16 protein-coding genes are annotated in these 20,952 nt (G+C 66.3%); 9 read left to right on the top strand and 7 right to left on the bottom strand.

Features of this window, described 5'->3' with window-relative positions:
• A partial coding sequence (locus ACIP5W_RS30610; protein ID WP_401480425.1) for a hypothetical protein occupies positions 1–183 on the top strand: 183 nt, incomplete at its 5' end.
• Between the two features lie 151 nt (positions 184–334).
• A complete protein-coding gene (locus ACIP5W_RS30605) occupies positions 335–1,465 on the top strand; it encodes a tyrosine-type recombinase/integrase (protein WP_401480423.1) in 1,131 nt (376 codons plus the stop codon).
• A gap of 31 nt (positions 1,466–1,496) precedes the next feature.
• Here the strand turns inward: ACIP5W_RS30605 and ACIP5W_RS30600 are convergent, their stop codons facing one another.
• Complete coding sequence (locus tag ACIP5W_RS30600) at positions 1,497–1,709, bottom strand: helix-turn-helix domain-containing protein (protein ID WP_401480421.1); 213 nt, start codon at positions 1,707–1,709, stop codon at positions 1,497–1,499.
• On the bottom strand, positions 1,706–2,239 hold the full coding sequence (locus ACIP5W_RS30595) for a WhiB family transcriptional regulator (protein ID WP_401480419.1): 534 nt from the start codon (positions 2,237–2,239) through the stop codon (positions 1,706–1,708). The genes ACIP5W_RS30600 and ACIP5W_RS30595 overlap by 4 nt, the downstream gene beginning before the upstream one ends.
• 309 nt (positions 2,240–2,548) lie before the next feature.
• On the opposite strand from ACIP5W_RS30595, the gene ACIP5W_RS30590 reads away from it, so the two are divergent.
• From ACIP5W_RS30590 to ACIP5W_RS30575, 4 genes are all read left to right on the top strand, one after another.
• Positions 2,549–3,460, top strand: a complete 912-nt coding sequence (locus tag ACIP5W_RS30590) for a transposase family protein (protein WP_401480417.1) — start codon at positions 2,549–2,551, stop codon at positions 3,458–3,460.
• Between the two features lie 377 nt (positions 3,461–3,837).
• Positions 3,838–7,635, top strand: coding sequence for a LamG domain-containing protein (locus tag ACIP5W_RS30585; RefSeq protein WP_401480437.1), 3,798 nt, complete (start codon positions 3,838–3,840; stop codon positions 7,633–7,635).
• 1,066 nt (positions 7,636–8,701) lie between these two features.
• On the top strand, positions 8,702–14,245 hold the full coding sequence (locus ACIP5W_RS30580; protein WP_401480435.1) for a polymorphic toxin type 28 domain-containing protein: 5,544 nt from the start codon (positions 8,702–8,704) through the stop codon (positions 14,243–14,245).
• Positions 14,246–14,252: 7 nt separating this feature from the next.
• Positions 14,253–14,855 carry a hypothetical protein gene (locus ACIP5W_RS30575; protein ID WP_401480415.1) on the top strand — a complete coding sequence of 201 codons (603 nt, stop codon included), beginning with the start codon at positions 14,253–14,255 and terminating at the stop codon, positions 14,853–14,855.
• A 245-nt stretch (positions 14,856–15,100) separates the two neighbouring features.
• On the opposite strand, the gene ACIP5W_RS30570 is transcribed toward ACIP5W_RS30575, so the two are convergent.
• Complete coding sequence (locus ACIP5W_RS30570) at positions 15,101–15,337, bottom strand: hypothetical protein (protein ID WP_401480413.1); 237 nt, start codon at positions 15,335–15,337, stop codon at positions 15,101–15,103.
• A 93-nt stretch (positions 15,338–15,430) separates the two neighbouring features.
• Here ACIP5W_RS30570 and ACIP5W_RS30565 point away from each other — a divergent pair, with 93 nt between their 5' ends.
• Together ACIP5W_RS30565 and ACIP5W_RS30560 are read left to right on the top strand one after the other, a co-directional pair.
• Positions 15,431–15,733: a transposase gene (locus ACIP5W_RS30565; protein WP_401480411.1), complete on the top strand. Its 303-nt coding sequence runs from the start codon at positions 15,431–15,433 to the stop codon at positions 15,731–15,733.
• Positions 15,730–16,713, top strand: a complete 984-nt coding sequence (locus ACIP5W_RS30560) for an IS3 family transposase (protein WP_401480409.1) — start codon at positions 15,730–15,732, stop codon at positions 16,711–16,713. The genes ACIP5W_RS30565 and ACIP5W_RS30560 overlap by 4 nt, the downstream gene beginning before the upstream one ends.
• 424 nt (positions 16,714–17,137) lie before the next feature.
• On the opposite strand, the gene ACIP5W_RS30555 is transcribed toward ACIP5W_RS30560, so the two are convergent.
• The 3 genes from ACIP5W_RS30555 to ACIP5W_RS30545 are packed head-to-tail and all read right to left on the bottom strand — an operon-like array spanning position 17,138 to position 19,491.
• Positions 17,138–18,043, bottom strand: a complete 906-nt coding sequence (locus tag ACIP5W_RS30555) for a phosphotransferase (RefSeq protein WP_401480407.1) — start codon at positions 18,041–18,043, stop codon at positions 17,138–17,140.
• A 32-nt stretch (positions 18,044–18,075) separates the two neighbouring features.
• Positions 18,076–18,858 carry a hypothetical protein gene (locus tag ACIP5W_RS30550; RefSeq protein WP_401480405.1) on the bottom strand — a complete coding sequence of 261 codons (783 nt, stop codon included), beginning with the start codon at positions 18,856–18,858 and terminating at the stop codon, positions 18,076–18,078.
• A gap of 9 nt (positions 18,859–18,867) precedes the next feature.
• On the bottom strand, positions 18,868–19,491 hold the full coding sequence (locus ACIP5W_RS30545; RefSeq protein ID WP_401480403.1) for a hypothetical protein: 624 nt from the start codon (positions 19,489–19,491) through the stop codon (positions 18,868–18,870).
• A gap of 320 nt (positions 19,492–19,811) precedes the next feature.
• Between ACIP5W_RS30545 and ACIP5W_RS30540 the strand changes: the two genes are divergently transcribed.
• Positions 19,812–20,318, top strand: coding sequence for an ATP-binding protein (locus tag ACIP5W_RS30540; protein ID WP_363087878.1), 507 nt, complete (start codon positions 19,812–19,814; stop codon positions 20,316–20,318).
• 123 nt (positions 20,319–20,441) lie between these two features.
• Here ACIP5W_RS30540 and ACIP5W_RS30535 read toward each other — a convergent pair whose 3' ends face one another.
• Positions 20,442–20,927 (bottom strand): SAM-dependent methyltransferase, encoded by a 486-nt coding sequence (locus ACIP5W_RS30535; RefSeq protein ID WP_401480400.1) that lies wholly within the window; start codon positions 20,925–20,927, stop codon positions 20,442–20,444.
• Positions 20,928–20,952 lie beyond the last annotated feature (25 nt).

The raw sequence follows: 20,952 nt of genomic DNA, 5'->3' as shown, positions 1-20,952 counted from the left end.
TCAGGAACAAGATCAGCACGCACCCCGGACACACTGCCGACCAAGATCGCCAAACGCAAGAACCGCAGCTCAACTCATTCTGAAACGATCAGTAAGTCAGCATCAGTACCGCCACCATCCGCTCCCGACCGCTACGGACCGCTACGGACCGCCAAGATCGAGAACTACCTGAACCCACTCTGACCAGCGGAAAACAGGCCGAAGACCACCTGCTTGAGCTCACCAGGAGATCCCATGAAGATGCTGATCAACGTCCCGTAGTTTGGCGCGGCCGCAGGTCAGGCCCATGCTCGGAGGCCCTTGGTCAGCAAACTCCCAGCATGAGTCAGGAGACGTGTACTTGGCGACCCAGCTCGTCCGCGGAATGGGCAGCTTCTTCAAGAGCTGCGCCTGCGCCCGCCAGGGCCGTTGCGCCCACCCGTACGGCATTCGCTACCGCGATGTGTCCGGCCGCCAACGCGAGGAGGCCGGGTACACGACGCAGCAGGCGGCACTCGACCGGCTGACCAAAGTCTACGAGGAGAAGCGGACCACTCCTCGTGCCCAGGCCGACCTGAAGCGTGAGATCGGCAAGCAGCGCTTCGGGCACTACGCCTCCACGTGGCTGACCCGGCAGCGTCATTACGTCCCCGGCAGCGTGCGCTCGGTCACCCAAGTACTCAACGGCCAGATCCTGCCGGTGCTCGAGTCCCGACGGATGAACACGTTCACGGCGACGGTCGTCGACGACTTCATCATGTCGATGGAGGAACGTTCCGTCGGGCCGGCGGCCCAACAGAACGCGTTCGACACCCTGAAGAAGATCCTTCTCGACGCACGCCGTCGCGGCGGCATCACCGAGGACCCGTTCGAGGGAGTCATTCCGCCCGAGTACATCCCCCGCAAGATCACCATCCCGACGCTGGACGAGATACACGCCCTGAAGGCCGTCAGTAGCGACGGGCTCCGGCTCGTCATCGACCTCATGTCCGGCTGCGGTCTCCGCAACGGGGAGGCGTACGCCGCGAATCCGGAGCGGATGGTCGCGGACGACGTCTACCGCGTCACCGAACAGATCGAAGGGAAGACACGCGAGCGGGCACCGCTCAAGCACCGCAAGCTCGGGGAGTTCCGCGAAACCCCGATGCCGTGGACCGTCCGGGAGTCCCTGCTCCGCTACGAGAAGGAGCACGGCACCGACGCGAACGGCTACCTCCTACGAACCCAGCGCTCCCCGTACTGGGCCCACACGACACTCGAATACCAGTGGGGTGCCGCCAAGAAGCGGGCAGGCATCGCCAGGAGGCTCACCACGTACTCCTTGCGCCACTTCTTCGCCTCCAACTGCCTGGCCAGAGGAATCCCCATCACAGACGTCGCGGAGTGGATGGGGCACAGGAACATCAACATGACCTTCAAGATCTACCGGCACCTCATGCCGGCGTCGATCGGTCGCGCCGCGAAGTTCTTGAACGAGGGCTTGTAACACGAAGGGGGCGGGCCGATGCCCGCCCCCTTCAGGAGACCTTTTGCTGAAACGCCCAATCGTCCAGGTCGTCGACTCTGAATCTGAGCTTTCCGCCAAAGTAGTATCGCGGTAGCCCGTGACGTTGAGATTCCCGGTACATCCAACGCCGACTCACATTGAGATAGGCCGCTGCTTCGTCTACTCCTATATACCGGCGCCTCACCTCATACCGAGCGTCTTGATCCGGCTCAACTCCGCTCATGCTGCAGCCACCTGGCACGCGGCTTGCCCAGCGCTTGAGGTTCCTGCCGAGCCTTCGACGTCGGCGCCGGTACGACGCTCCTGGCGGAGCAGCTTCTGCACATGTGCTTCGGAAACCTTGAGAACGCTGGCGAGCAGCGAATTCGATGTGTTGGACGCTACAGCCCACCGGATCAGTTCCTGCTTCTCCGGCCTGGTGAGGTGCACATCCCTCCCAGCCAGCGCTGCCGTGACCCTGGCGGGATCGCATCGCAAGTCGAACTTCTGCCGGACTGCCCGACGCTCCGCCTCCGTCAGGCCACCTCGTACGCCGGCAGCGTCTCCGCATTCCAAAGCCGCTTCGAGACACGTCTTCCTCACTGCGCAGGATGAGCAGACCTCTCTCGCAAGCCGAATGCGCTCGTCGTCCGCGACCGGACCGGGAAAGAAGAGATCAGGGTCTCTCACCGCCTCAACTGCCACGGCGCACGCAGCCCTCTCCTGCCAGGTCTGGTCCCCTCTGGCCCTGATAGCGGGGCGTTCTTCACTCATCACTGGCGCTTCCTGCTCGATGCCTACACGCAACCTGTCGACCTCATATGGTCGGCAGAGGTACAAGCATCTGCAGATACGCCGGTTTCGCTAACCGGCGATCTTCGGCTATGTTTGTCGGCTCGGTCGCGCCTATGGGTATCCCTGTCCGTCGACCTTCTCCACCTTCGCGTCTTCGCCTGGAGGGCTTCAGTCCTGATTCGAGGCTGATACGTTCAGGCTGGTAACGAGCTCGTGCACGACAAGCGGTGAGACGTCGAGCCTGTAATGGTTGATCATGGTCGGGTGGTGGGGAACAGGATTCGTGCAGTGATCATCAGCAACCGTCGCATCACTGGCCTGACGGGCGATGTGATTGCTGAACTCGTAGCCGAGGTGGGTCCGTTGTGGCATGGGCGGCACCAGGTCAAGCTGGCCTCTCGGCCGCGCAAGCGGGCTGCGGGAGGCGGGCCGAAACACCAGTTCGTCTCCGTCGACCGCCTGCTGGCTACCCTCGTTTACCTTCGTCATGGAGCCACTCATGACGTGCTGGCCTGCTGGTTCGGCGTTGACCGCTCGACCATCACCCGAGCTGTCAACGAGGTGCGCCCTCTGCTCGCCGAGCGAGGCTGCACGGTCAGCACCGGCGTGCAACTGCGGACCCTGGCCGACGCCGTCGAGCACCTCGGCTCGAGCGGGATGACCGGCATCATCGACGGCACCGAGATCCGTGTCCGGCGGCCCGCTGTCGGGCGCAAGGACCGGGACAGGTTCATCTCGGGTAAGAACAAGCAGAACGCTGTGAAGTCGATGGTGGTCACGGACGGCGAAGGCCGCGTGCTGTGGTGCAGCCCGACCCGGCCCGCGAGCTGCGCGGACATCACCCATGCCCGCCAGTTGGGTCTGGTCACGCTCCTGCCTGACGGCCCCGCGGTCGAGATCCTTGCCGATGCTGGCTACCAGTGCCTGGGTGCTCAAACCGGGGGCCGGGTGGTGACACCACCGCACCGAAAGTTCAAGAAGACCGCCCCCGTCTGGTACGAGGAGATGTACGAGCTCCAGCGCAAGGCACACTCCTCACGCAGAATCCGAGTGGAGCACGGCATCGCCCATCTGAAGAACTGGCGGGCCCTGGCCCGCCACCTCGGCCGCCGCGAGCATATGAGCGACACCGTCCAAGCCATCGCCGGCCTGCTCTCCCACGAGCAGACCGCGGACCTGCACTCGCCCAGCCAAACGTAAGCACGGGCCTCACCGAGCTTCTCGACGTTCACCACTTGTCGTGCACGAGCTCGTAGAGGACTCGGTTCTGCTGTCCACCGGGCGATTCCATGGCATTTTCAAGCCAGGCGGCCTTCGGAGCGCAGAAGGGAGCGAGGCGGATGGCCGAGCCTTTGCATCGGAGACACCTTTCGCCTCCTGCAGGATAAAAGCCATCAAGGCAGGACATGGATGAAAGTCTCGTAGGCGGTTTGATCTGCGTAAACGCCCGCTTGTGGACTGATTAGCCACAATGCCCCATTCCGTTGGTGTCAATACTTCATCGAATGGCGACTTGACTAGGGCGCACCCGTTACTGGACAGAATCAGTCAAGTGATTTGTGTCACCGTTGACCGATGTGATCAACCGTCACATGATCTTCACGACTTCTTTAAGAAAAACCAAGGGGACGGGTGGGGGCGTGTTTACGCAAAAACGGCGTCATGGCTGGCGCCATGCGGTGCAGAATGGGGCGATAGCCGCCATTCTGCTAGGTGGTGCGATTCCGGCGGTCGCGGCGGGCGCAAGTCCGGCATTTGCCGATGAGGCGGCCTCAGCAGCAGCTGACAAGACTCCCAAGTCGGAGGCGAGCGCTCTTGCCGCGGAGACGGGCGAGCGGGTAGCTGTGAAGACGGCGACTTCCGAGTCGTCGCAGGTGTTCGCCAACCCGGACGGCACTTTCACCCAGGAGATGAACGCAGCTCCCGTCCGCGCCCGGAAAGCCGACGGCGCCTGGGCCCCCATCGACACCACTCTCGCACGCCAGGCCGACGGCTCGGTACACGCGGAGAACACGACGGCCGATCTCACCTTCTCGGGGCGTGGCAGCGGGGACGCACTGGTCACCCTGGAGGACGAAGGGCACAAGCTGAAACTCGGCTGGCCCACCGCGCTCCCTGAGCCCCGGATCGACGGTGACACTGCCACCTATGCCGAAGTCCTTCCGGAGGTTGATCTGCGGCTGACCGCACTGAGTTCTGGCTACACCTCGGTGCTCGTGGTCAAGACGGCAGCGGCGGCCGAGAACCCGGCACTCGCGACGATCAAGATGACCGTCTCCGGCACCGGCCTGGACATCGCTCCTACCGCCGATGGCGGTTTTGTCGCGCGTGACGGCGACGGCACCCCGGTCTTCGAAAGCCCGGCGGGACGGATGTGGGACTCGGCCGGCGACGCACCGGCCACTAACACCCCCACCACGCAACTCGCCCGCACAGCTTCTCCCACCGGAGCCGAGGGCGAGGACGAGCCGGGGGTGGCACCTCTGCCCGCGGCCCAGGGTGAGCCTGCCGCCACGGAAGGCCCGGACAGCGCTGACGCGTCGGTCGAACTCCCGCTCAAGGTCACCGGCACCACCCTGGAGATCACGCCTGACCCGGCCCTCCTCCACGGCGAGGACACCGTCTTCCCTCTCTACATCGACCCGCCGACCAAGGGCATTGCTCTGGGCGACTGGACTGCTCTGGCCTCCAACGGCACCAAGTACTGGGAGTTCGACGGCGATAAGGGCGTGGGCCGCTGTTCCAACTACGCCGGCTACCTCTGCTCCAACAGCCCGTACACCCAGCGCATGTACTTCGAGTACCCGCTCTCGTCGATCCACGGCAAGAAGGTCCTGGACGCGACGATGGAGGTGTATCAGCTCTGGACGTTCAGCTGTGACCCTCACTGGTACGACCTGAGCCGCACCGACAAGGCCATCTCCTCCAGCACCACCTGGTCAACCCGCCCCACCGGAGTGGACCTGATGGGGGATCGGAACGTGGCCTACGGGCGGGGTGCCTTGTGTAATCCGTCGCAGCCGGCGAACTGGGTGCGCTTCAGTGACAACGTTTCCGGCGGGGAGACCAATGAGAACCTGACGACCACCCTCGCCTCCTACGCGACGAGCAAGCAAGCACAGATCACCTTCTCGCTCACCGCGCACGACGAGAGCGACGCGGGCGCCTGGGCGCGTTTCCGCAACGACGCGAAACTGTCGGTGACCTACGTCTCGTACCCTTCCGTACCGACCGAGGCCAAGGTCCAAGCCGGCACCAGCGGCAAGGCGTGCGGAACTTCCACGATGCCGCAGGTCACCAGCGACACCACCCCGAAGGTGTACGGCACGGTGCAGTCGGTGGACGGGTCGCAGGCACAACTGCGGGCCATGTTCGAGATCTGGAAGGCGGACGGCTCCAGCCGTGCCTGGTGGGCAATCTCTCCCGACAGTGCCTGGGTGGCGGACAACGCGGTGCGTGATGCCACGTCTTCCGCGCTGGCCGCGCAGACGGACTACAGACTGCGGGCCAAGACACAGGCGTACTACATGACCGACCGAGGCGTGTCAGGCGTCCTGGACTCGGTCTGGTCATCCTGGTGCTACTTCCGAGTGGACACGGACTCGCCGCCGCCACCGGTCATATCCAGCTCAGACCAGCGTTACCAGCCCGCCGAGACAGGCCAGTTCGCTGACGGTGTGGGCGTGACGGGCGGGTTCCTCTTTACCCCCGCTGACACCGACCCCGCCGCGGCGGGCATCCAGTCGGACGTCGTCAGCTACAAGTGGCGGCTGAACAGCGGCGCGGTGTCCGCACCGATCACCGTCGCCAAGGGCACGGCCGGCAGGGCAAACATCACGCCCAACCAGGTCGGCGAGAACACCGTCCAGGTCTGGGGCTACGACGCGGCCGGCCACAGCTCACTCACCGGCTACTACAGCTTCCTCGTCAACCCCGGCGCGAAGCCCTCGGGCGTATGGCACCTCGACGGCAACGGCACCGACTCCACCACCACAACCACACCCCATCCCCTGACCACCGGGGCAGGAGCCTCTCATGACGGCCCCAGCCGCGGAGGAACTGCTTCGCTGAAGCTGGACGGAACCACCGGATACGCCCAGTCATCCGGACCGGTGGTGGATACGACCAAGTCGTTCAGCCTCTCCGCCTGGGTCCAGCTCCCGGACGTCTCCCGCAGCCAGACCATCGTCTCCCAGCAGGCCACCACCCTGTCAGGGTTCGCCCTGCACTACTCAAACACCCTCAAGCGGTTCGTCTTCTCCCGCTACAACAGTGACGTGGCTGCTCCGACCGCGAGCCGCTCGACCTCCCTCGCAGCGCCCGCGGCGGGGGTGTGGACTCACCTCACCGGTGTCTACGACGCCGTGGCCCAGACGGTGCAGTTGTACGTGAACGGCCGCCCCCAAGGGGCTCCGGTGGCCTTCACCACACCGTGGGCAGCGACCGGACCGCTACAGATAGGCCGATTCCACAACAGCACCGGATACGTCGAATACGCCAAGGGGCTCATCGACGAAGTCCACGTCTGGTCCCGGGTGCTCGCGGATGAGGAAGTCGTCCAGGACGCCCGCTTCGAGGACGAGGACGCCAGCGACGGCAGTTCCGGTGACCCGGTCTCCGCGCTCGTAGCCAAGTGGGATGCCACGGACCCGGTGAACGCGACCGGCACCACCATCAAGGACAGCGCCAGCGGCTCCGCCCGCAACATGACCCTCAACGGGGCAACGCTGGCCCAGATCACGACCGGTGGCGACCCCGACACTGGCGAGGTCGGCACGACCAGGCAGACGATGCAACTGAACGGCATCAACGCCTACGCATCGGCAACTGGCCCCATCGTGGATGACGCCGGCTCGTTCACCGCAACCGCCTGGGTAACGCTTGACCCCGCCAAGTTCACCGACACCACCAAGGCGTACGCGGTGCAGGTGTTCGGGCAGTCCGGGACGACCCAGTCCTCCTGGGGCGTCTGGTACGAACAGCCGGCCGGGACCAGCCAGGGCTGCTGGATCTTCGGACGCCCGGACAAGGACGGCACCGGTGCGGTCTGGACGAAGAGTGCGTGCGTCCCCGCTGCTCTCGATGGTGAACCCGTCATGCTGTCGGCCGTGTACGACGCGCAAGTGGCAGTCGACACACCCACTGGCCCGCAGTTGGGTTCGCTCACTCTCTACGTCAACAGCGCACGGATAGGTGGCGAGGACGGCATGTCCTTCCCGGCTCCCTGGCAAGGCAACGCGCTGTTCGAAGTCGGCAGAGCGAAGATCGATGGCGCTGCCACGCGCTACTTCCCCGGAACAGTCGACAGCATCCGCGTCTGGTCCGGCGCTGCGTCCACCAGCGTGATCGCCGACCGCTGGAACACCGAACAGTAAGCAGTCTCCCGGGTGGCCGGGCGGGACCTTCGCCCGGCCATCCAGCTTCTCCGCACTTCTCAAACTCCGCTCCGATGCCGGTGCTGCCTCCGGGGCGGCTCCTGTCCGTCTTCGAATCCAGGAATCCACTGTGTCTTCATCACCATTCCCCAGACGCTTGCCAGGGGCGGTCGTACGTCGCTGGCTGGGCCGCGGCGCATTGGTCGCCTCTCTCTCGCTTCTGCCTCAAGTCGTAGCTCCGTCGGGTTATGACTTCGCCGCCCAGGCCCAGTCTGTAGCGGCCCGCAAGCTGTTGGAAGACCGGCCCGACGCGAAGATCGACAAGGTCGGCGTGCTCAAGCCTGGTGCATCCAAGGCTCCCAAGGACAAGGCATCCTCCGCCGTCACGAAGACCCGTGAGCGGCTGAAGAAGACCGCGTGGCCAACGGTCGGCAAGGCCACCGCCCAGGTCGCGGCGACCGGCAAGACCGCTGTTACCGTCGGCGGGCTCGGCGTGGAGTTGGCCCAGGTGGCCGCCGCCCCGACGGCCAGGACGGCGAAGAACAAGACGGCGGCCAAGGCCACCGGACCGGCCGAGAAGGTAGCGCTCAGCGTCCACTCCCAGACGGCCGCGAAGAAGGCAGGCGTCAACGGCGTCCTGCTCACCGTCGATCCCGCTGGGACACCACCCGTCGGTGACACCGCCAAGCTCCGTGTCTCCCTCAGCTATTCCTCCTTCAAGGACGTCTACGGCGGCAACTTCGGTCCCCGCCTGCGCCTGGTGACGCTCCCGGCGTGTGCGCTGACCACCCCGCAGAAGAAGTCCTGCCGCACCCAGACACCGGTGCCGGGCGCGGACAACGACGCCGCGTCCCAGACCGTGACCGGTACCGTCTCCGCCCGCAACCTCGCGGTCGGCACCCCGATGCTGCTGGCGGCGGCGGCTGACAACTCGGGCGGCGGAAGTGACTACAGTACGACCCCGCTGTCCCCGACGGCGACCTGGGAGGCCGGCGGCAGCACGGGTGACTTCACCTGGAACTACCCGCTGCGGGTTCCCCCCACGACGGCCGGTCCGTCCCCGAACCTGTCCATCTCCTACAACTCCGCCTCGGTGGACGGCCGCACGGCCGGAGAGAACAACCAGACCTCGGTGATCGGCGAGGGCTTCTCGATCACCGAGTCGTACATCGAGCGCAAGTACGGATCCTGCAAGGACGACGGCCAGTCCGGCAAGGGCGACCAGTGCTGGAAGTACGCCAACGCCACCCTGGTCCTCAACGGCAAGGCGGTGGAACTGGTCAACACCTGCGCCAACAAGGCGGCCTGCGACACCGCCGCCCTGTCCGAGGCGTCCGGCGGCTCGTGGAAGGTGAAGAACGAGGACGGCACCCGCGTTGAGCACCTGACCGGCGCCACCGCCAACGGCGACAACAATACCGAGTACTGGAAGGTCACGGACGCCTCCGGCACCCAGTACTTCTTCGGCAAGCACCGCCTACCCGGCTGGAGTGACAAGGGCACCACAGACACTGCCGACGACGACCCGGTCACCAATTCCGTGTGGACCGTCCCGGTCTTCGGTGACGATTCCGGCGAGCCCTGCTACAAGTCCACCGGTTTCGCCGACTCCCACTGCTACCAGGCCTGGCGCTGGAACCTGGACTACGTCGTGGACACCCACGACAACGCCTCCACGTACTGGTACACCAAGGAGACCAACTACTACTCCAGGAACGCCGACACCGGCGTCAACGGCACAAGTTACATCCGCGGCGGCTACCTCAATCGCATCGACTATGGCCTGCGCAGCGACCTGATCTACAGCAAGCCCGCCGCTCAGCAGGTCCGCTTCACTTACGCCGAGCGCTGCGTCGTGTCCGGCGGCTGCTCCAGCCTGACCGAGACCACTAAGGCCAACTGGCCCGACGTGCCCTTCGACATGATCTGCGCCGCCAGCACCAAGTGCACCACCCAGATCGGCCCTTCCTTCTTCACCCGCAAGCGCCTCACCGACATCACCACCTCGGTGTGGACCGGCACCGGCACCACCCAGCGGGACGTGGACACCTGGCACCTGGACCAGAGCTTCCCCGACACCGGTGACGCCTCCTCAGCGAGCCTGTGGCTGAAGTCCATCCAGAACACCGGCAAGGCCAACACCACAGCGGCGGCCATGCCACCGGTCGTCTTCGGCGGCATCCAGATGGCCAACCACGTCGAGGGCAGCGGCCCGGACACCCTGCGCTACATCAAGTGGCGCGTACGCACCGTCAAGTCCGAGACCGGCTCGACCCTGACTGTGAACTACTCCGACCCCGACTGCATCTGGGATTCGAGCATGCCGGCGGCCGTCGACAAGAACACCCACCGCTGCTTCCCGGTCAAGTGGTCTCAGTCCGGGGCGAGTCCAGTCACCGACTGGTTCCACAAGTACGTGGTCACCTCGGTCTTCCAGGACGACCCCTACGGCCACGGCGACACCGGCGAGAAGTACTACGACTACCAGGGCGGCGCTGGCTGGGCCTACGCCGACGACGAGGGCCTGACCAAGGCGTCCAACCGCACGTGGTCGCAGTGGCGCGGCTACGGCAAGGTCGTGGAGACCTCCGGCGACTCCGAAGGCCCGCGCTCCAAGAAGTCCACGCTGTACATGCGAGGCCTGAACGGTGAGAAGGAGCTCGACGGCACCGCCCGGGTGGAGAAGGTCACGGACTCCACCGGCACAACCATCGACGACTCCCGTCAGTACGCCGGCTTCGTCCGCGAGACCATCGTCTACAACGGCGCCGAGGAACTCAGCGGCACCATTAACACCCCCTGGTCTCACCGGATCGGCAGCCATGCCTACAGCTGGGGAACCACCGAGTCCTGGATCGTCCAGGCGGGCGAGACCGCCACACGGACGAAGACCTCTACGGGCACCCGCACGGTCAAGACGAAGACCACGTACGACACCACGTACGGCATGCCGCTCACCGTCGAGGACAGCGGCGACGCTGCCAAGGCCGGCGACGAGATCTGCACGCGGACTTCGTACGTCCGCAACACCTCAGCCTGGCTGGTGAACGCGATCTCGCGCACTGAGACCCACTCGATAGCTTGCGCCGACGTCCCGACGGTCCCGGACGACGTCGTCTCCGACGTCACCACGGCCTACGACGGTCAGGCGGCCGGGGCGGCGCCCACCAAGGGCGACGTCACCGCCTCCTACCGGGTAGCCAGCTACAACCCGGTAGACAAGACACCCGTCTACCAGAAGATCTCCGGCGCCACCTACGACAAGCTGGGACGCCCGCTTTCCGAGACCAACGCCCTCAACCAGACGGCCACAACCACCTATGCTCCGGACGACACCAGCTACGGCCCCCTGACGTCCAAGACCACCACCGACCCCAAGCTCTACGGCATCACGACCGTGGTGGACCCGGCGTGGGGCAGCGCGACCAAGACCACCGACGCCAACGGCAACGTCACCGAGTGGGCCTTCGACGCGCTCGGCCGCCTCGTCTCGGTCTGGGAGCCGAACCGCTCCCGTGCACTCGGCAACGCCGCCAACAATGTGTACGCCTACAGCGTCAATAACGACAAGGAGACCTGGGTCCGCACCGACGTCCTCAAGGCCGACGGAAAGACTTACAACAGCGTTTACGAGATCTTTGACGGCCTGCTGCGGTCCCGCCAGAAGCAGGTCCCAGCGCCCAACGGCGGCCGGGTGATCTCCGAAACTCTCTATGACGACCGCGGTCTGGCCTACCTCGTTAACGAGCAGGTCCACGACAACAACGCACCCTCAGGCGTCCTGGCGAACACCTTCCCCGGCTCCGTCCCCGCCTCCACTGAGACAGTCTTCGACGCCGCCGGCCGCGCCACCGAATCCATCTTCCGAGTGTACGACCAGTACAAGTGGCGGACCAAGAACGACGAGCAGGGCGACCGCACCGCCGTCACCGCCGCCCCGGGCGGCACCGGCACACTGACCATCACCGACGCCCGCGGCCGCATCACCGAGCGCCGCGAGTACGGCGGCCCGGTTCCGACCGGCACCGACTACACCCGCACCCTGTTCGAGTACACGCCCGGCGGCCAGCTTAAGAAGATGACCGGCCCGGACGGCGCGGTCTGGAGGTACGGCTACGACCTGCGCCGCCGCCAAATCAGCTCCACTGACCCTGACAAGGGCCAGGTCGACACCACCTACAACGACATCGACCAGCCGCTGACGATCACCAGCACTCTCAACGGCACGTCCCGCACCCTGATCACCGCCTACGACGAGCTCGGCCGCATGACCGGCACATGGGACGGAGTGCAGGATAATGCCCACCAACTGACCAAGTTCACCTACGACTCGCTGGCCAAGGGACAGCCAACTGCCGCCATCCGCTATGTCGGCGGCACCACCGGCAAGATCTACTCCCAGGTCGTCACCGGCTACGACGCGCTCGGCCGCTCCAAGGGCATCAAGACCGTCATCGCCGCCGGTGACCCGCTCGTGGCGGCGGGCGCGCCTCAGACGTACACCACCACCAAGGTGTACAACATCGACGGCACCGTTCAGTCCACCTCGATGCCCGCGGTGGCCGGCCTGCCCGCCGAGACCGTCGCCAACAGCTACAACGACGTCGGCATGCTCACCAGCACCGACGGCATGACCGACTACGTTCAGGACATCGGCTACTCCCCGTACGGCGAGATCGAGGAGACCCGCCTGGGCACCTCCACCGGCGCCAAGCAGCTCCAGATCCTCAACCGCTACGAGGACGGCACCCGACGGCTGGCTAACTCCCACACGGTCGACCAGACCAACGCGGGCTACACCAGCGACGTCGACTACGACTACGACGCCACCGGCAACGTCAAGTCGATCACCGACAAGGCTAACGGAGAGGACACCCAGTGCTTCGCCTTCGACGGCTATCGCCGTCTGACCGAAGCCTGGACCCCGTCCTCCAACGACTGTGACACCGCCCGCTCGGCGTCCGCCCTCGGCGGCCCGGCCCCCTATTGGACGAGCTGGACCTACAAGCCCGGCGGTCTGCGCGACACCCAAGTCGAGCACAAGGCCGCCGATGACACGACGACCACCTACGGCTACCCCGCCGTCGACGCCAACGGCGCCGGCCAGCCCCACACCCTGACCTCGATCACCGTCAATGGCGGCGCCACCAGGACCCAGACATACGACGAGCAGGGCAATACCACCAAGCGCTACGGCTCCTCCAGCACTGCACAGAGCCTCGTCTGGGACATCGAAGGAGAACTCAGCCGCCTCACCGAAGGCACCAAGACCACCGACTACCTCTACGACGCCAACGGCGATCTCCTGATCCGCCGCGGCCCCGACAAGACCGTCCTCTACCTGGCTAGCCAGGAACTCCACTACGACACAGCTGCCAACAAGTTCACCGCCCAACGCTACTACCCGTCCGGCGACGCCAGCGCCGTACGCACCGAGACCGGCCTGTCATGGATGGTCGACGACCACCACGGCACCGCATCGATGACGGTGGACGCCACCACTCAGGCCATCACCCGCCGCTACACCAAACCCTTCGGCGAGGCACGCGGCGCGACACCGCAGACCTGGCCCGACGACAAGGGTTTCCTCGGTAAACCCGTCGACGTCGACACCGGGCTCACCCACATCGGCGCCCGCGAGTACGACCCGGCCACTGGACGCTTCCTCTCCGTCGATCCCATCCTTGCCCCCGACGACCACGAGTCCCTCAACGGCTACGCCTACGCCAACAACACCCCCGTCACGAAGTCCGACCCCTCCGGCCTGCGGCCGATCACGGACTGCGAGCGTGGGTGTAGCGACGGCCACGGCGGCACCTACCGGGACTACATGACGATGGGTCCGAACGGGACCTGGGTCTACCACTCCACGAAGACTTATAACTACAGCTACCCCGACGGCTCGTCGCTGAAGCTCACCGTCAGCACTAGGGGCAGCAACGTCTCGTACAAGGTCGTGTACAAAACAGGTCCGCGACCGCTACCTGCCGTGAAGTACGGCAGCGACGAGCCGTCCACCGCGACGCCCAGTCCCAGCCCGGGGATGGCTCCGGACCCCGACTATAAGGGGACTGCCAGTGGTCCGTCATGGGGAGTGGCCGGTGAGGTCGCCTTGATGGTCTGCGGCTGGGTGCCGGTAGCCGGCGCCGGATGCGACGCCGCCGACCTGGGCCGCTCCGTCGTGGATAAGGACAAGGCCGGGACCGCTCTTGGCGCAGCCGGGTTCTTTCCGCTGGCAGGCGACGCGGCCAAGTTGCCCAAGCAACTCGACAACATCGCCGACGCGATCAGGCTCGGGAGCAAGGTCGTCCCCTCGGAGTTTTCCGCTAAGCTCGACCGGATATCCGAGCACGTGCAGATGAAGGACTTGACCGCGGCCGCTCGCGAACTGAAGGGCGAGGTGGTCAAGCGAAAGGCGGACGGCACCCCGTGGGATCATGTCCACGAGGTACGGGACGCCCAGAACGGCCTGCTCAAGACCATCGGGAGTATCAACAAGGAGCTGGCCAATCCCAACACGGCCGGCGCCAGGCGCGACCTGCTCATCGCCGACCTGGGGCGAGCCAGCAGAATGTTGGATTTCTCCGAGCAGTTCGTCCCCCGAGGGTGAGTGGAGCATGACAGTGACGCGTGACGACTATGTGAAGCAGTTGATCGGGCGGGCGAAGGACGGCACTCTTCTACTGCAGGAGGTAAAGGAGATCGCCCAGACCGTCTCCGAGGGCCGAGCTGGCCAAGATCTGTACCAGCTACTGTACGCGGTGGCCCGCGCGGGCGGTCCGGTGTACGAGCCGCTGGTCGCCAAGTACCTGATCCACCCGGACGACGCCGAGGTCTCGGCGCTCGCCGTGCAGGTGCTCACCGGGCACTGGCGCGTGGGCGCCACGTATCGGGGCCAGATCCTGGAGCTGCTGGGCTCGCCCGAGTGGGACAAGGATGACGACGCGTTCATGGCCGCGATCTCGGGTGCGGGGGAGATCCTTCATGACGGGTTCGACGCCGAGCTGCTGAGGGCACTGTTGAGGCTCGCCGAGGAAGGCCGCGGTGAGTATGACGACGAGCTCGTGCGGCGTCTCGCGGTGGAGGCGATCGCCCGTGCGCTCGGCGCCACCCACGCCGAGTCGACAAGACCGCCCGAGGGCGTCGACCGCTCTGTGTGGGCAGAAGGACTGCTGCGCACCGCGCGTAACCGGCTGGATGAGGCGGCACGTCAGTCTTGAACCCGGCTGAATCGACGGCACCACCGGCCATTGGTCCGGGTGGTGCCGTCGTCGGCGATGTCGCAGGGCCCAATGGAGGTACTCGTCACGTCAGGCGAAGGGACGCCATCTGGTCGTGATCCGTACGCGAGATGTGCGCCGACCGTGTCGTGCGGATGGTGGCTTTCGGACCCATCCGCGGTTGCACCGATGGCGGCCTGCTGCGCATCATGGCAGGTCGCCACCGGTTTGAAGCCGTACGTGGTTCAGGAGGTGCGGACGGCTTCGGCGTAGGTGGTGAAGACGCGGTCGCCGGTCAGCTTGTGGTGCGCGAGCTGTTCGTGGACGGCTTGTTCGTCCGCCCAGCGGTCCGGGGTGCTGGTGAGCGCGGCCGCGTAACTGGTCACGGCTTCCTTCAGCTTCTCGAACAAGGTGGGTGTGACGACGCGCATGCCCGGCACCGCGGTGGCCTTGTCGTCGCTGACCCGGCTGGGGTGCAGCATGACCGGCAGGGCCTCCACCTCCGAGTTGAAGCTTCCCCCTGATCGTGGACACCTGGAGACTGGGATCTGGGGTTCCAGAGGAAGCAGTGCCAGGTGGGAAGCAAGTACACGAAGCGGTACTCGGACGAGTACAAGCGGGACGCGATCGAGCTCGTGCGGTCGTCGGGCCGGACGGTGACCGAGGTCGCCCGAGAGCTCGGGGTCAGTTCGGAGTCCCTGCGGGGGTGGGTGAAGAGGGACCGCGCCGCCCAAGAGACCGGGCCCGGTGCCGGGCCGGGCGGCGACGCTCGGGACGAGGAGCTGAAGCGGCTGCGGAAGCTGACCGCTGAGCAGGCGAAGACGATAGAGATCCTGAAAAAAGCGACGGCCTTCTTCGCGAAGGAGAGCGACCGGTGAGCGCGATATGCCGGTTCATCCACGCGGAGAAGGCGAACTACCCCATCACTCTGCTGTGCAAGGTGACGAAGACCGCCCGCTCCACGTACTACGCGTGGGTGGCCGGACGGGAAGCCCGTGCAGCAAGGCGACGGGCGGATGAGGCCCTGGCCCACGAGATCACGGTAATCCACCTCGCCTCCCGGCGGAACTACGGCGTCCCGCGCGTCACCGCCGAACTGCGCCGGCAGGACAGGCTGGTCAACCGCAAGCGGGTGACACGGGTCATGCGGGAACGCGGCATCGCCGGGAACAGTCGGCGCACCGGCCGCCGCAGCCTGACCAAGGCCGACACCAAGGCGGCACCGTCACCGGACCTGATCGGCCGGGATTTCACCGCCACCCGCCCCGGAACGAAGATCGTCGGGGACATCACCTACATCCCCACCGCCGAGGGCTGGCTCTACCTCGCCTCCTGGCTGGATCTGGCCACGCACGAGGTCATCGGGTACTCGATGGCCGACCACCACCGGGCCGAACTCGTCGTCGACGCCCTGAACATGGCCGCCGCGCTGGGCCGCCTGGAACCGGGATGCGTGATCCACAGCGACCGCGGATCGGAATACACCTCCGGTCAACTCCGCACCAGAATTGGTGAGTTGGGGCACCGGCAAAGCATGGGCCGGACCGGGAGCTGTTTCGACAACGCCGCCGCTGAGAGCTTCTGGGCGGTCCTGAAAGAAGAGATGGCACCCGCTTCTGGCACAACCGGGCCACTGCCCGCGCCGACATCTTCAACTTCATCGAAACCTTCTACAACAGACGCCGCCTGCGCAAACAGATCCACTGGGGCTACCTCACGCACCACGAGACACGCCTGCGCTATCGGCAAGATCAGGCCCTCGCGGCATAACAACACCGTGTCCAAGATCACGGGGAAGCTTCACACCACCGCCTCGCCCGCGACTACGAGCAGCAGCCCGCGCACTCCGAGACCATGATCCGCTGGGCAATGATCGGCATCATGGTCCGCCGGCTCACCCGCGGCCGACCGGCAACCCGACCCGGACCCCGACGACTCTCACACGCAAATCAGTGAGATCTCAAACGCGGCCTCAGGCAGACGTGGCACAGCCGCCCGTGGGTCATCGCCGCCGCAGAGCGACAACTGCATGAATACGCCGGCACCCCGCCCGGCCGTCTCCGCATGCGTCTCGGCGAGTTCTACGCCGTACCCGACGTGGGGTTGCCCGAGTCGGATATGCAGCAGTGGCTGTACCACCTCGTCGGCCACCTCAAGCGGAGTACCAGGGCCGCTCACGAGAACGATTCGCACTTCTTACTGCTATCACCGGCAGTCGACCTCTTGGCCGCGTTCGAGGACCGGGCAGCAAGGAGAACCGCGCCGCAGTTCAGACAGCCCCGTCAGAGGATGTTCCACCGAAACGCCCGATCGCCTTTCCCTAGTGCTTCCACCCGCCTCTGCACCTCAGCAAGGCTCGCTGGCGCGTGGTGAACCTTTCGGGCGTTGGTCGTGATCATGCGTAGTTCGCGCAGTCCAGCAAGTACCGGGTAGCCCGGCCAAGCGGTGACGTCCCAGCCATAGGCGTCGGCGAAGCGACGGTAATGATGCTGGTCGAAGCCGAAGCGGCGGCAGTGCACCTCGATCGTGACCAGGTCCCATTCGGGCTGGCCGTAGGCGACCGTATCCCAGTCGCATAGGACCGCCCCGCCGTCCGGGGCGTGGAGGGCGTTCCGGTGCTGGGGATCGCCTTGGATCAGTCCTCGGGCCAGGGGGAAACGGATGTCTCGGAGCTCGGCTGCGAGGCGGTCCGTCTGCGCTTCCATGAATCGGATGGCGTCAGGCGGCAGGCATGTTATGGCGGACAGTGAGCGTCGAATGGCCCCGACGTTGTCGTGCTCGGGGAAGCAAAGCGGTGGCAGGGGCAAGTTGTGGAGCTCACGAAGGGGCTGGGCCAGTTGCTGGGCCTCTACGAGCTGCTCGGGCTGGGGCAGGTAGGTCCAGAAGGTGACCGCGTGGCCGTCGACGAGGAGGGGCTGGTCGACGGGGTGGAGCGGAACGGTGGGGAAGCCCGCGGCCATGAGCCGCCTGACGAACTCGACCTTGCGGGTCACGTCTTCGACCCGGGAGCCCTTGCGGGCGATCTTCGCGACGACTTGTTCCTTCTCCAGCAGGACAACCGCGTTGGTGTGGCCGCGGAGGAGGCGGGAACCGCGGCTGTCGAGGCCGGCGGCAGCGCACGCCCGTTCCAGGATCCGGTGCATCTCGGCCTCGTCGTACCCGCCGGGTGCCGGCGCCATCTCTCTCATGCGTTCCAGGCTCGCGGACACATGGCCGAGTGTCACATCTGACCGGGAGGAAGCGCGAGGATCTCGCGCAGTTCCCGCGCCACACGGCTGCCTCGAACGCGCGGCGGCAGGACTTCCACGACCTCCCGCGCCCGCTCCTCGACGATAGGGGTCCGATGCGCTGGATCCGTCCGCAGGAACGTGGCGGCCGCCAGTTGGCATGCTTCCTCGGTGCTGTGTTCGTGGGCGAGGCAGAGGGCTGCCTCGAAGTGGAGGAGGACCGGGTCGATGCCAGTCTTTTCCGGGTACAGGGCGAGCGCGTTCTCCTGGACGCGTCGGGCTTCGGCGGTCCGCCGGAGGGCGGTGAGGGTGCCGCTCATGTAGAGGAGGAAGCGCCGCTCGGGGAAGGCAAAGGCGTCGTTGCCCGTGTCCGCTCTGGCGTGACTTCGCTCGAAGATCTCGGTGGCCTGCCGAAGGGCGGCTCCCGCTCCCTCCGCGTGGCCAAGCTTCGCCAAGGCCCGCGCCTCGGCAGCCGAGGCGAAGGCGGCGGTGGGCGTGGGCCGGTTACGGCAGAGGATCCGTGCCTCTCTGGACAGGGCGACCGCGGCCTCGATCGGGCCGTAGTGGTAGGGGAGCATGGCGGCCTGTGCGCGGACGCGGGCGCGCAGCTCGGTGTTACCGCTGTCGTCGGCCGCGTTGCGGGCAGTGGCGTACCAGGATTGCGCCCGGCGGAGGTGCCCAAGTTTCATCAGGGCGTCGGCGATCAGTGTGGCGATCATCGCTGTGAGTTCGGAGAGCCGGACCTGTACGGCGGCTGGCTGACGGTGGGCGGCCATGTCCTCCACCTAGAACAGGTGGCCCAGCAGAATCTCGATCATCGGCGCGGGCGGCGTGTAGACGTACTGTTCGCGCGCCCACAGCAGCTGCTCGTCGAGCAGGTCCAGCTGCATGGGCGTCACCGTGCCCACCGCAAGGGTGCGGTCGACCGACCGCCGGGCGGCGTCGATCTGCTGCTCGAAGGAGAGGGGAACCGTGTCCGCCGCGCGTCGTGGGGCGACCGCGGGGGTGAGTGCCTGCTGGGATCTCCGTGCCGGCGCCCTCTCCTCAGCCGGAGGCTCGTCCGGCGAGGAGGACTGGCTGCTTCCGCGCAGTCCCAGGCCCTGGGCCGTGCTCGCGTAGAACTCGCACAACAGGTCCACGGTGACCGGGCGGGGCTGCCGGCCCTTTTCCCAGTGACCCAGTTGATCACCGTCCGCCCGGGGTGCTGCTTCGTACCGCGCTCCGAGATCGTTGAGGCCGTCGGCGGCCTCCTGCAGGGTCAGTCCCCGCGCCAGGCGATGCGCGCGGAGCAGCGTCACACCGCAGTGGGCGTGGATCCGATGGGCGGTTTCCTGGACCGGCTCTCCACGGTCGGCGGCGTCCTCGCGTAACCGCTGCGCACAGGACGGACGGTGCGGCTTGTGGTCCAAGGCCCCCTCCTCCAACTCGCCCTGCTCCTACTCCCGGCAGCGTATCGGTGAGGCACTCCCCCATCCGCGGGATCAGTGACTGATTCGACGGCCGGGCGACCGGATCAGTCACCCGCAAGCAAGAAGTGACTGATCGGCGAAGGGTGACTGTTGTTCGTCGATACCGGTGGGGCGAACCTTGCTGCTCCCAGAAGCCCGACGAACCGCTCGTCGGCCGGTGGCGTGGAACGCCCGGTCGCCGGGCCTGCGTTCGCCGCCGTCTCCCACCGCACCTTGCGGCGGGAAGGCGCGGCATTCGTCACCCACAGGGAGGTGGATCGATGACGTCCTCGCCGTACCACACGGTCCTGGCGGAGCTGGCCGACGGTCAGGGAATCGAGCGTGCGGCAATCGAGGTCGAGAGCACGCCGGCGTCGGTTCGCGACGCGCGGTCCTTCGTCCGGCAGCAGCTCTTCGGCTGGCGCTTCCCCGAGGCGGGGGACTTCACCGACGGGGTGGTACTGGCTGTCAGCGAGCTGGTCACCAACGCGGTGCTGCACGGCCGGATGCGGCCGACGGACGACAGCGAGCACGTCGGTATCGCGCTGGCCCTCAAGCCGGGCAGAGCGCTGGGTGTTCTGGTCACTGACAACTCCAACGAGGCGCCCATGGCGGCCGTTCGGCCTGCCCCGCATGCCACTTGTGGCCGCGGTCTGAAGCTCGTCGACGCGGTGGCCGACTACTGGACGGCAGCGCCGCGAAAAAACTCCCAAGGGGTCACCGGTAAGGGCGTGTGGGCCGTCTTCCGTTGCCCGGAGTCCGCTGGGCTCCTCTCCCGATCGGCGTGACAACCCATGTCGTCGAGAAACCTACGGACCTGCCAACTTCCTGTGACACCGGGAGTCTTCATGCCGTGCGTACTCGACGAGCCGAGTGGCCGCCTGAAGGGTGCCCCGCTGCTCTCCACACGCCTACGGGCGCTCGCTGGCGTCGCTCCAGTAGGTCAGGGCGAGCATCTCACCGGGCCAGGCCGGCTGGCGGATCGGGCCTCGCGGGCCCATCTGCTGGAAGTACGGGGCGAGGTCCAGAACGGGGGTGCCGTCGACCGCGTCGAGGTCGGTGACGTGAAGGTCTCGGCCGTCGACGTCGAGCAGGCGCGGGAAGCTGATCGCGAGCTGGTTGGGGCGGCGGTGGTTGCGGTGCACGAAGGTACCGGTCGCCGGCCATCGGGCGTCGCCGCGCGGGCTGCGGGCGTGCAACTGCACGTCTTCGGGGCGCGCCCGGTGAAAGCGCCAAGTCACGGTGAGGTGCGAAAACTCCTCGATGCCCTGGAGGGTCTCCAGCGGGTACTCGTCGTTGAGCCGGATGACCGAGCGGACGCCGCCCTGGTAGTCGTCCAGGACCTGGGTATGACCTCCGACGACCGTGGCGATCGAGCTGACCTCGTAGCTGGGCACCGTTCTTCCCTCTCCATCCCTCTGA

It is taken from the genome of Streptomyces sp. NPDC088766, from assembly GCF_044750845.1.
GTDB lineage: Bacteria > Actinomycetota > Actinomycetes > Streptomycetales > Streptomycetaceae > Streptomyces.
Note: the sequence above shows the minus strand (reverse complement) of the source record. Positions and strands in the feature narration are given on the sequence as shown.